10 protein-coding genes are annotated in these 12498 nt (G+C 41.5%); 5 read left to right on the plus strand and 5 right to left on the minus strand.

What is annotated here, in order from left to right:
* Positions 1-72: 72 nt before the first annotated feature.
* From SJY38_RS05420 to SJY38_RS05430, 3 genes are all read left to right on the plus strand, one after another.
* Positions 73-1116 (plus strand): flavin reductase family protein, encoded by a 1044-nt coding sequence (locus tag SJY38_RS05420; RefSeq protein WP_286744150.1) that lies wholly within the window; start codon positions 73-75, stop codon positions 1114-1116.
* The gene (locus tag SJY38_RS05425; RefSeq protein WP_286744148.1) at positions 1113-2165 is read left to right on the plus strand and encodes an acyl-CoA desaturase; all 1053 of its coding nucleotides are present in this window, start codon (positions 1113-1115) and stop codon (positions 2163-2165) included. Before SJY38_RS05420 ends, SJY38_RS05425 begins: the two co-directional genes overlap by 4 nt.
* A gap of 171 nt (positions 2166-2336) precedes the next feature.
* Positions 2337-3380 carry a branched-chain amino acid aminotransferase gene (locus SJY38_RS05430; protein ID WP_083901793.1) on the plus strand — a complete coding sequence of 348 codons (1044 nt, stop codon included), beginning with the start codon at positions 2337-2339 and terminating at the stop codon, positions 3378-3380.
* A gap of 80 nt (positions 3381-3460) precedes the next feature.
* Here the strand turns inward: SJY38_RS05430 and SJY38_RS05435 are convergent, their stop codons facing one another.
* The 3 genes from SJY38_RS05435 to SJY38_RS05445 all read right to left on the minus strand — a co-directional run bounded on the left by SJY38_RS05435 (position 3461) and on the right by SJY38_RS05445 (position 8296).
* Positions 3461-6028 (minus strand): TonB-dependent siderophore receptor, encoded by a 2568-nt coding sequence (locus SJY38_RS05435; protein ID WP_286744146.1) that lies wholly within the window; start codon positions 6026-6028, stop codon positions 3461-3463.
* A gap of 446 nt (positions 6029-6474) precedes the next feature.
* On the minus strand, positions 6475-6786 hold the full coding sequence (locus tag SJY38_RS05440; protein WP_273604528.1) for a DUF962 domain-containing protein: 312 nt from the start codon (positions 6784-6786) through the stop codon (positions 6475-6477).
* 217 nt (positions 6787-7003) lie between these two features.
* Positions 7004-8296 (minus strand): anti-phage deoxyguanosine triphosphatase, encoded by a 1293-nt coding sequence (locus SJY38_RS05445; RefSeq protein WP_286744142.1) that lies wholly within the window; start codon positions 8294-8296, stop codon positions 7004-7006.
* 265 nt (positions 8297-8561) lie between these two features.
* Here SJY38_RS05445 and SJY38_RS05450 point away from each other — a divergent pair, with 265 nt between their 5' ends.
* The gene (locus SJY38_RS05450; RefSeq protein ID WP_256850276.1) at positions 8562-9371 is read left to right on the plus strand and encodes a glucosaminidase domain-containing protein; all 810 of its coding nucleotides are present in this window, start codon (positions 8562-8564) and stop codon (positions 9369-9371) included.
* Positions 9364-10029, plus strand: coding sequence for a DUF2987 domain-containing protein (locus SJY38_RS05455; RefSeq protein ID WP_031289865.1), 666 nt, complete (start codon positions 9364-9366; stop codon positions 10027-10029). Before SJY38_RS05450 ends, SJY38_RS05455 begins: the two co-directional genes overlap by 8 nt.
* Positions 10030-10083: 54 nt before the next feature.
* On the opposite strand, the gene SJY38_RS05460 is transcribed toward SJY38_RS05455, so the two are convergent.
* A complete protein-coding gene (locus SJY38_RS05460) occupies positions 10084-11088 on the minus strand; it encodes a LacI family DNA-binding transcriptional regulator (RefSeq protein ID WP_024033435.1) in 1005 nt (334 codons plus the stop codon).
* A gap of 63 nt (positions 11089-11151) precedes the next feature.
* Positions 11152-12480: a glycoside-pentoside-hexuronide (GPH):cation symporter gene (locus SJY38_RS05465; RefSeq protein ID WP_286744138.1), complete on the minus strand. Its 1329-nt coding sequence runs from the start codon at positions 12478-12480 to the stop codon at positions 11152-11154.
* Positions 12481-12498: the final 18 nt, after the last annotated feature.

The raw sequence follows: 12498 nt of genomic DNA on the forward strand, positions 1-12498 counted from the left end.
CTTGTGCGCTGAAGTTTGAGCGTACACATGTAAGTTCAAATTCAATATTTAATATCCAAGAGATTAATAGTGATGATTACTAAAGTATTAGACCAATTTTCGAAGTGGTTTTTACACCATCAAAGCTTTGCAGGCTACATTGAGCCCATTATGCAAATGGTTAAGCCTGCGTGGCGTGCTGGTCTTTATAGAGCAAAAATAGAAGAGCTGACGCAGCACAATGGTGATTTTTTAAGTATTACCTTAAAGCCTACTCAGCACTGGCAGGCACACATTGCTGGCCAACATATTAGTTTAACGGTAGAAATAAACGGGCGTTTATTAACACGTGTGTTTACGGTTGCCTCAAGCCCTGAGCAATTTAAAAAAACGGGGTTGGTGCGTTTATTAATTAAAACTAATGAGCAAGGGCGTTTTACAAGCCTTTTAAGTAGTGCTTTACGAGTCGGTGAGTGGTGCAATATTTCAGCACCTAGTGGCGACTTTGTTTATAAAAACACCCAAAACAATGCAACGTTTATAGCGGGCGGCTCGGGTATTACACCTATGCTTGCCATGATTAGTGAGCATTTAAAACATACCACACAAAAAGTATCGCTGATATATTATGCCAAAGCTGCTGCACACCAATGTGTAGACGAGCTAAGCGCATTAGCAAACCAGTTTTCGCATTTTTCGTTTTTACTGCTCACACGCGAGCAATCAGATGATATTACTCGCCATGTAAATGTATGGGAAAACCCAGATATATACTGCTGTGGGCCTGCAAACTTTATGAAAATGGTGTGTGACTTTGCTAAAAAACACCATTTAAATTACTACCAAGAGGCATTTGGTTTAACGCTGCCAAGCCAAAATGACGACAGCCTGTTTAACGTACAGATTAATAGCAGCGCTCATGTCGTAAATGCTAATAACGCATTGTTAGCACAGTTTGAAGCAAAACAATTACCGGTTAAACGCGGGTGTGGCATTGGTATTTGCCACCAGTGCCAGTGCATTAAAAAGTCAGGCGTGGTGCGTAATTTAAAAACTGGTGAGTTGAGTGATAACGGCGAGCAGTTAATTCAACTGTGTGTAAGTCAACCTGTTAGCGACTTGGAGTTACAGCTATGAAAAACATAAACTTTGATCAGTTAGCCCACGATTTAGATAGCATAAAAATGGATACGCTAGGCAAAGTCGGGCAACAAGATGCAAACTACATTCGCTCGGTTGTTAAAAAGCAGCGGCTATGTGAGTGGAGTGGCCGTATTTTACTTATGCTGGGCTTTATTCAGCCACTTTTATGGGTTGCGGGTGTACTGTTATTAGCGCTGGCAAAAATTTTAGACAACATGGAAATTGGCCACAATGTTATGCACGGCCAATACGATTGGATGAACGACAAGCAGCTTAACTCGCAACACTACGAATGGGATATTGCTTGCGATGGTCAAAGTTGGCATCGCGTTCATAACTTTGAGCACCACACCTACACTAATATTATTGGTAAAGACAGAGACTTTGGTTATGGGTTATTACGTTTAAGCAATGATTTTAAATGGCGCTTAAAAAATGTGTGGCAGTTTATTACATATATAAATTTAAGTGTGCTGTTTCAGTGGGGTGTGTCGTATCACGAACTGGCAGCGGAACGTGTGTTTATAGGTAAAAAGAAAGAAAACCGCGAAGGGGGTGTATCGCATTCTACCCTAAAACAGCGCTTTTTTAGTAAAGGTGCGCGCCAATTAATAAAAGATTATGTGATATTTCCTTTATTGGCAGGCCCTTTGTTTTTATGGGTATTAGCAGGCAACTTACTGGCAAATTTAATCCGTAATTTATGGACCTCAACCATTATTTTTTGTGGCCACTTTACCGAGGACACCGAAACCTTTAAAGAAGAAGACTGCATAAACGAAACGCAAGGGCAGTGGTACTATCGCCAAGTTTTAGGCTCATCAAATATTAAAGGCCCGCACTGGTTTCATGTTTTAACTGGGCATTTAAGTTGCCAAATTGAGCATCACTTATTTCCTGATATGCCGTCCTCTCGCTATCAAGAAGTGGCCCCGCAAGTGCAAGCCGTTATGCAAAAACACGGTATTGATTATCATACAGGTGGTTTTTATAAACAGTACAGCTCGGTATTAAAACGTATTATTAGGTACTCGTTTAAATAAATTAGGTACTCGTTTAAATAAATAATGTGCCTTTAAAAAGCCGATTAATGAAGGTGCATTAATCGGCTTTTTTGTATGTGCTTAGCAATATGGCCAATTTATAAACAGCAGTTGCAAAAATTTCTTTTTGATAATTAAAAAAGCCTCAGTTTTGCTATGGTTAAATGATGCATGAATGTCATACAATGGAGAAAAATAGACCACACAAGAGAGATTAAAATGGCCGCATTCGGTACCGTGTTTATGCCGCAGATGATTCAAGCTCGTTTTTCTGATAACCAATGGAGCGAAAGCTCAATCGTCCCTTCCGATAAACTTGAACTTCATGCGGGCGCGCACGTCCTTCATTATTCAAGCACGTGTTTTGAAGGCTTAAAAGCTTTTCGCCACGAAGATGGCTCTATTTATATTTTTAGAATAGATGCAAACATTGCGCGTATGCAGCAAAGCTCTGCGTTATTAAGCTTACCAAGCTTTGACGGTCAAATGCTAAAAGACATGATTATCGAGATTGTTAAAGAGTATGCTGATGAAACGCCATTACCACCAGGCTCTATGTACATTCGCCCAACTCACATAGGAACAGAGGCTGCCATTGGTAAAGCGGCTGCACCGTCAATGAGCTCGTTGTTATATACACTTTTATCGCCAGTTGGCGATTACTTTACCGGCGGCGCTACTGCACTGCGTGTATTACTTGAAGAAGATGGCATGCGCTGTGCCCCGCACATGGGCATGGTAAAAAGTGGCGGTAACTACGCCAGTGCACTTGCACCAATTAGCGCAGCACGCGAAAAATACCAAGCCGATCAAATCTTGTTTTGCCCTGGCGGCGACGTACAAGAAACAGGTGCAGCTAACTTTATTCTTATTGATGGTAACGAAATTATTACCAAAGCGCTTGATAGCACGTTTTTACATGGCGTAACCCGTAATAGCATTTTAACCATTGCAAAAGACTTAGGCATGACAGTAAGCGAGCGTAACTTTAGCGTTACCGAGCTTTTAGAGCGTGCTGCAAAGCCAGGCACAGAAGCTGCGCTTTCAGGCACTGCTGCGGTGTTAACGCCGGTAGGCACGTTTATTCATAACGATAAAGAATACAAAGTAGGCAGTGGCGAGCCAGGTCCTACAACAGCGCGATTACGCCAAGCATTGAACGATATTCAATGGGGTAAAAGTGAAGACAAACACGGCTGGTTAACTAAAATCTAATTGATTTGAGCAGTTCGCAGTAAAAAGCCACCGACTAGGTGGCTTTTGTGTTTTTGAGTACTTTTTGAAATGTATAGCGCTTAAAACTTCATTTCTATTTTGCCATACACGTAACGGCCATTAAATCCGTAAGGCGAAAAGCTCGAATAAGCAAACAAGCGAGAAAAAGTAGAGACTTCTTCTACATTTTCGCGGGTAGGATCTGGGTATACATCAAAAATGTTATTGGCACCTAAACTAAGCGTTAGGTTATCGGTAGCGGCATAGGCTACATCTAAATCAGTGATCCACTTAGGCTTTAATACCTCGTTTAGCTCAGGCGTTGATGAAGGGTCTTGGGTTTCACCATAACGCGTAGTTCTAAGTGTGGTACGCAGCGCATCATGGGTCCATGTAGCACTTAAATTGTATTTATTGCGCGGGGTGCTTACTTCAAAGCGGCGCAGCTCTGTACCTGAGAACAAGTTGTCTTGATCAAACCCAGCACCTTGTAGTTCAGCGGGCGGGTCAATAATATCAGTGACTTCATTTTTGCCGTAGTTATAGCCTAAGTTAAAGGCAATATCGCCATAGCCATCGGTGATTAAGTTGTACGAGGCAACCACATCAACACCACGCGTTTTACTATCTATAGCGTTTAAGAAAAAGCGGCCTTGGTTAGCGCCCGTACCTGCTAGTAACTCTTCTATTGCTGCGCCCGATAAATTGTTAGATAAAACAATACGGTCATCAATTAGTATTTGATAGTAATCAACCGATAAGCTGAAATTAAAATCGGTAGACCAAGTAAAGCCAACCCCGTAGTTAGTGGCTTCTTCGGCATCAAGGCCCGGTGAGCCAAGCGCTTTGGCTACATCGCTGCTTGGTGCAAAGGTGCCGGTTTCGGTCGGAACGCTATCAACAAATACGGTAGCAACCGAAGTAAAATATTGCTGTTGTAATGAAGGTGCTCTAAATCCTGTTGAGGCTGAAGCGCGTATGGCTAAATCTTCGGTTAACGAATAGCGCGTTGCAATTTTGCCGTTAAGTGTATCGCCAAAATCTGAGTAATCCTCATAACGGGCTGCCACAGCTATATTCCAATCATCTGTCAGGTAGGTTTCTAAGTCTATGTAAAAGCTTACATTATGGCGGCTGTTGTCACCTTCTGATTCGGGGGTAAAGCCTGGAAATACTTGCGCACCTGCTGCACCAAATGGGCCATCTTCGCCTGTGACTACGCCACCTGGGCCAAATGAGCCTTGTGCGTATGAGGCTTCTTCGCCAGCTTCTATTTGATAGCCTTCTGTGCGGTACTCAGCCCCAATGGCAACACTTACCGCGCTTTCTAAAAAGCTGACATCCACTTCGCGGCTTAAATCAACATTTAAAGTAAGTTGATCGTATGTCAGCGTACCTGCATCAAAGCGTGTTTGGCTTGTTGGGCCGTATGAGGTATTTAAACTATTGGTTACACCAAATTCAAATGCATCTTCACCATACACAGCCGATACATCGTAGTTCCAATCACTTATAAAGCCTTTAACACCTAACGCGAGTGAGTAGTCGTTTATATCTGAGGTGATCACAGGTAAAAAACCGTCGGGGTATATTTCTTCTATATTACGGCTATCGCTTGCGCGTCTATAAAAACCAGCGCCTTCACCTTCACGTTTGCTGTAAGAGCCAAACGAATATAAATCGATATCGTTTGTTAATTGATAACCTGCATTATAAAAAACCGATAGGTCTTCTACATCCCCATTACCAAAGTTATGGTTATAACGGTTAACTGTAAACTCGCGGGGGTCGAGCGAGCCATCTTCTAATCGGTCGTAGTTTTCGCGTTGATCGTAATCGGCACGGTTAGTTGAGTGGCGGTCGCGGTATTCAGTCGAAATGTTTAAAAAGCCATTATCACCAAGCTCTAAACCAATATTACCTTGCAAAGTGAGCGTTTGCCCATCGGTTAAAGAGCGATCGCCGCCTTCGGTAAATGCTAGGTTGCCATCGCTACCCTCAGATACCGATTCAAGCTGAGGCACACCATCCATCTCGGTGATATTAGCCCCATAAATAGCAGCAAGGGAGCCGCCGCTGCTTGCGCTTTTAAGTACAATATTAATCACACCCGCTATAGCATCAGAGCCGTATTGCGCCGCAGCGCCATCACGTAAAACTTCAATGCGTTCAATAGCATTAGCTGGTATTGCATTTAAATCTACAGAAGATGAGCCACGGCCCGTTGAACCATTTAAATTAAGCAGTGCGCTACTATGACGACGCTTCCCATTAACCAGCACTAAGGTATGATCGGGTGCTAAACCACGTAGTTGTGCAGGGCGTACATGGTCGCTGCCATCGGTAAGCGATGCCTGTGGAAAGTTAAAACTTGGTAACAAATTGCTCAGTAGCGCGTTTGTTTCAGTAAGGCCTGAACTGGTAAGCGCCTCAGCGCCAATAATATCAATAGGTACGGCGCTGTCTTCAACTGTGCGCCCTAAACGGCGTGAGCCTATAACGCTAATTTGCTCTATATCTTCTTGTGCTTGAGGTGTTTGCTGTGCCGCGTGTGCACTAAACGCACCAAATAGCGAAAGCGATGCACCCACAGCCACTGCTGTACTCACTTTTAAGTTATTTAACCTAAACGGTAGGCTTTTATTCATGTTGTTAATCCTCATCTGATCACCCATTGATTTAAAAATTTTTGTTTTTACAGCCGCTACTTTTTAATGGAGCTGCTTTGAGAACATAAACCGCATTAACAAAATGAGTCAATTGAATAACATTCAATTAAAATTAAAGGATATATAGTTACAAGGTTTAATTAATAAAACTAAATGAGGTAAAAGCTATAAATAGGCTAGGTTTTGTAAGTAACTGATGGAGCTTAAAATAATTGGCAATAATGAGGTTTACTTTTAGTTAACAGGTAAGAGCAGTGTGTACGCCTTTAATAACGGCTGTTACTCAGTGTTTTTTTAAATTAAGTGTATAACCCACCTTTTATATGTTAAATAAATTAACATATAAAGAGCAGATTATTTAAGCTGGAATTTGTATAGCGTTTAAAAAGGTTGCGAGTGATTTTTATAATAAAATAATATAAAAATTAAAATTTTATTTTACCGGTAAGTATATCTTTAAACATGACCCAATCTCCCCATAAGCTATAAAGGGGGTGCTTAAAAGTGGCGGGGCGGTTTTTTTCAAAAAAGAAATGCCCAATCCAAGCAAATCCGTAGCCAATAATCGGTAATAACCACAGCAAGCTATATTGCTGCTTGATTAATGCAATAAAGATGACAGCAAGTACCAGCGTGCTGCCAATAAAGTGAAGTCTTCTGCAGGTTACATTGCGGTGCTCTTTTAAGTAATACGGGTAAAACGCTTTAAAGGAGTTAAAAGTGTGTGGTGTGTTCATAGTCAATGCTCTTATTTTTATAGTTTATTAAATATACAAGGACCTGCTAGATTTTGCAGGAAAAATTTTTGCAAACAAGAGGTTATTTAACTGCGGCGCAAGGTTTGTAACCGAGTGGACTCGATAACGGCTTTTGCTCACGCCTATTTATTTGCAATAACCCCTTACACAGGCTCTTCCTTTAACCAAACGCTTAGCAGGATGTGCTCTTGGCTTTTTATTGTACTGGTGAGAATAAACGCTGATAGGTTTTATAGGCGTACTCATCGCTCATGCCGCTTAGGTAGTCGCATATTATGCGCATCCCTTGGTTTTGTTTTTCAGCGTCTAGATAAAGCGCTTGCGTTGTTTCGGGTAATAAACGCAGAGGGTCACTGGCAAAAGCGGTAAATAATTCAATCAGTAAGTTTTGACCTTTAAACTCTATTTGCTGCATTTCAGGGTCGCGTATTAAGCGATTAAATACAAAATGCTTGAGTATTTGTAAAACGTGCTCGTACTGTGGGTCTAGCTTTGCAGTGTACTTTAAAATAGGGCACTCAAAATCACCATGCTGAACATCTAAATGAATATGAATAATAAACATATTTACCAGCTCGCCAATGGCGTCTTTACGCTCAAAATCGTTTTTTGAAAATAAGCGTTGGGTAAGCGAGTCTAATTTAGTGTTTAACCAATCGTAATTAAGCGCGTTTAAGTGGGGTAATGCGTGTGTTTGCCAATCATCTAGTGTGAGCACTTTAGTGGCTATGGCATCTTCTAGGTCGTGCACTGCATATGCTATGTCATCGGCATGTTCCATTATGGCGCTATCTAACGATTTATAACGGGTTTTTGCACGGTACTGATCTATTGGTGCATGGCTAGTTAATAGCGCTTTGTCGTTGTCGCTTAAAGGGGCAATGATCCATTTAAATATTTGTGCATCGTCTTTGTATAAGCCTTTAGCGGGGCGCCAATCATCTGCTTTTATAAATGAGCGTGTGTTATTTACCTTCGGAATGGTGTGCCATAAATCGTCTATAAATGCGGGATATTTAATAAAGCCAAGCAACGTGCGGCGCGTTAGGTTCATGCCGTGGCCGTTAGAGTAAGGCTCAAGTTTAGCGACTATACGCAATGTTTGTGCGTTGCCTTCAAATCCACCGTGCTCACGCATCATATAATTTAAGGCAATTTCGCCGCCATGGCCAAACGGGGGATGGCCTATATCGTGGGCTAAACATAAGGTTTCTAATAAACCGGTAGAGGGGAAGTGTTCAAAATCGCTGTGCTGTGCTTTTAAATGCCGTAATATGCCGGTACCAATTTGCGATACCTCCAAAGAATGCGTTAAGCGTGTGCGATAAAAGTCGTTTAAGCCTATCCCCATAATTTGGGTTTTTGCTTGTAAGCGCCTAAAAGCTGCGGCATGAATTATACGAGAGCGGTCTACCTGCCAGGGGGAGCGATTATCGTTAGGACGATTTTTATACTGTTCTATTATTCGGCTTTGCCATTGCTTATCCATACTGCTTACTCACAAAACATTGTTATACACGGTATAAGCTCAGTATACCCATGCCCTAATAAATTGCGAATGAACAAGTACATAACCTGAGCTGGTGGATAATATATTTATCGCAAGCAGCCACTTTAGCATTTTTTAGCAAAGCGCGGCCCTTAAAGGGTTACACACAGGGAGTTATTCGCGTTTATATAGTGGCTTAGGTATAATGGGGTTTCGTATGTGTGTGTATTACCCATGCATAATTGTTGTTTGAAAGAGAGACTACATGCTAAAAACCATTTTAAAGCTGTTACTAAGCGTATTTTTTTTATGGGCGCTTGCATATCCGTTTATGCAAAGTAATGAGCAAGAGGTTGAAGAACAAACCACAGGTGAACAACCTAAAACAGTAAAGAAAAAAGAAAAACCCCTGCACAATGTTACCTTACCTAAATTTTCTGAATTTGCTGATGTAAAAGAGAAAAAACAGGCATTTTTTGATTTTATTCGCCCACATGTTGAGGCTGAAAATAAAAAAATATTACAGCAACGCGCTAAGTTAGAAATTGCGCGTATGATGCTTGAATACAACGAACCGCTCGAGAAAAAACAACAGCGCGACATCGTTAATATTTTAAAAGCCTATGGCTTACCTGAAACAGTAAACACTCTAATTTTAAGCCAAGCGCTGCGCCGTGTTGATATTATTCCTAAAGAGCTTGCGCTAATGCAAGCGGCGAATGAGTCGGCGTGGGGTACATCGCGCTTTGCACGCATAGGGCTTAACTTTTTTGGCCAATGGTGTTATTCAAAAGGGTGCGGTATGGTGCCAAGACGCCGCAATAGTGGAGCGGCGCACGAAGTTGCTGCATTTAAGTCGGTACGCGCAGCAGTAAGCTCGTATTTTAGAAATATAAACACGCATAATGCCTACAAAGATTTACGCCTGATACGCGAAGATTTACGACAACAGCAAAAGCCCATTGCAGCAACGGCACTAACGCATGGTTTAATGTCGTACTCAGAGCGCGGCGAGGCCTACATAGAAGAGCTAAACACCATGATTAACCAAAACAGAGCTTACTTTGATGAATAAAAAACGACTCATAAATATTAACGCCATACTCATTTTATTAAGTTTGGCGGCAAGTACCGTCAATGCCAAAGAGTTTGTTATGTCGTACGATGGCTTTTACGATAGATTAAAAGTGGTTAACAAGGGCGACTTTCAGTATGCACGGGTTAACTTTTACATTAGCGATATTGCCACAAACGAGGCATGTGCTATTAAAAGCGGCACAATTTTAACTGAAAATAACGAATACCCGCTCAACTTTACCGATAAAGCACAGTTACTTTTACCGTTTGATAAGCAGCTCGATACGGATAAAGCCGTTATTGTTGTAGAGCCACAAAACCCTGATCACGATTGTCAGTTAAAACTGCAAATTGAGGCCAGCGAATTTGAAGGGCTTAGCTTAACTAAAGATTCGTTGTACACAATTAATAACGAGTTAGATGAACTTTTAACCGATTTATCGGGCTTTTTTGTTAGTAAGCTTATGTGGTTTTTATTGCCTGAGCAAAAAGGCGTTGCTGTAACATTTAAAGAGCCTGTGACCTTTAATAACCCACATATACAGTGCGAAAAATCAATCTGCTACTTTGCAGTACAGGATAACTGGGAAGATGATGTAAATCTGCTTGGTGATATAGAAAACGTAGTTAAAGTAACCCCGTGGATAGCAAAATAAGTTACTGGGGTTTAATAAAAAACGGCGCTTAATATAGCGCCGTTTTTTTATGCGTTATTTTGGCAGTGTTTGGGTTGAATCACGTTTTATAAGGGTGGGTTCAAACACGCGGTTTATGTGTAAGTTTTTATACTGATACACATCTTGTAGCACCATTTTTGCAGCCATTTCACCCATTTCTTCTACTGGGTTATCTATGGTGGTAAGTGTAGGGTAGAGGTAATTGGCAAATATAACGTTATCAAAGCCAATAACAGACAAATCGTTTGGTAAATTAAAGCCATGCTCTCGGGCGTATTTCATAGCACCTGATGCCATTTCATCGTTGGCACACACTAAAGCACTAAACGGAATACGTGTATTGAGAAGTTTTTCAAGGCCTTTGCTGCCGCCAATTTCGTTAAAATCACCTTCGTAAAACAGCGCCTCATTAAAGGGGATGTTTTTTTCGTGCAACGCTTTTTTATGTCCTTTTAAACGGTTTCTGGCATCGGCTTTAACTTGCGGCCCCGCGATATAAGCTATATTTGTGTGGCCTTGTTCAACAATAGATTTACTGGCTAAGTAGCCGCCGAGTTCGTTATCTAGGCTAATGCAGTTACTTTCAAGTGAATGTACGTATCGGTTAATAAGGTAAATAGGGGTTTTACCTTTACTTAGCTCAATTAGGTAGTCATCACTGACTGACTCTACATGTAAAATTAGCGCATCGCATTTGCGGCTAATTAAAAATTCAATGCCGTCTTTTTCTTTATCGTCTTCACTGTGACCGGTGGTAATAATAACGTGCTTACCCGCAGCGCGCAGGGCTGACTCGATGCCCGCCATCATTTGAGCAAAGAAAGGACCATGAAGCTCTGAGACCAAAATACCCACGCTGTTGGTTCTGTTAGAGGCAAGCGATTGCGCAATAGAGTTGGGCTTATAGCCCAGCTGCTGCATTGCATCGAGTACTTTTTTAGTGGTTTTTTCACTTACGCGGGTGTTTTTATTCATTACCCGTGACACTGTAGCTAACGATACGCCAGCAAGCTCCGACACTTCATAAATTGTGGCCATGTTATTGTTAACTCACTTATATCCTTTATTTTGGCGGGCAAATAATACCGTACCCACCAAATGTTAACTAGCACTAGTTTTTAGCGATGCCTGTATAGAGGCTAACTGTGCGTTATTGAGCGTGTATTTACGCATAATAAATGCAACAAACAAAGAACCAAACGCCGGTATAATAGTAAACGATAATAAAATACCCTGTTGCGTATCAAGGCTCTGCATTGTTTGCGCTTGGTAATTATAAAAAGAGAGAAGCCAGCCTGCAATTGCACCGCCTAACGCCACACCCATTTTTATAAAAAATATAACGCCCGAATATACTAGGCCAGTAATTCTTACCCCAGTTTTGTGGTGCCCGTAGTCTATGGTGTCGGCCATTTTTGCCCACAGTAGCGGGGTGGCCATATCTAAAAAAAACTTCCACAAAATAAAGGCGGCAAATGCCAAGGTAATATTATCAGGGGAGATAAAATAGCTCGCAATACATATGCCCGCAGCGATTAACTGCAAACTAATATAGGCTTTTATTTTACAAAATCGCTTAGCCAACGGCTGAGCACACGCACACCCAACCATACTGGCAACCACTCCTAGGGTCATAAAGGAGGTAATTAAATTTTCTTGCCCTAAATAGTATTTAACGTAATAAACACCTAAGGTTAAACGTAATACTTGGCCAGTGAGTAAAAATAGCGCGGCAGCGCACAGGACTCGCCATTGATCGTTTTTAATCAAGGTGTTTAAACTTTTAAACAACGACAGGTTTTGCTCAGGCGGTTGCTCTACGCGCTCTTTGGTACCAAAAAAACACAGTAAAAATAACACTAAGCCAAGCAAGCTCATTGCTGTCATGGTGTATTGGTAGCCTTTGGCATTATCGCCTTGGCCAAAGTATTCAACCATTGGCATTGTACAGCCCGCAACAATAACGCCGCCTAACATACCAAACACAAAACGATACGATTGCACGCTAACACGCTCTTTTACATCGTTAGTGAGCACGCCACCTAATGCGCAATAAGGAATATTTATGGCGGTATACGCCACCATAAGCAAGGTGTAGGTAGTAAAGGCGTAAATAATTTTATCAGTGCCTTCAAGCTCTGGCGTGGTAAAAGCTAAAATACTAATAAGCGCAAAGGGCAGGGCAAGCCACAATAAATAGGGCCTAAAATGGCCAAAGCGCGACTGGGTTTTATCGGCTAAGTTGCCCATCACTGGGTCGGTGATGGCATCAAACAATCTAACCACTAAAAACATGGAGCCTACCACCGCAGGAGAAAGCCCTACTACATCTGTGTAGTAAAGCATTAAAAACATCATAACTGTTTGAAAAATAATATTACTTGCCGTATCGCCAAGGCCATAGGCTATTTTTTCTTTTACACTTATCATGATGTTAGGTTCTCGCTT

Origin of the sequence: Pseudoalteromonas sp. R86517, from assembly GCF_042466295.1 — a bacterium.
GTDB lineage: Bacteria > Pseudomonadota > Gammaproteobacteria > Enterobacterales > Alteromonadaceae > Pseudoalteromonas > Pseudoalteromonas atlantica.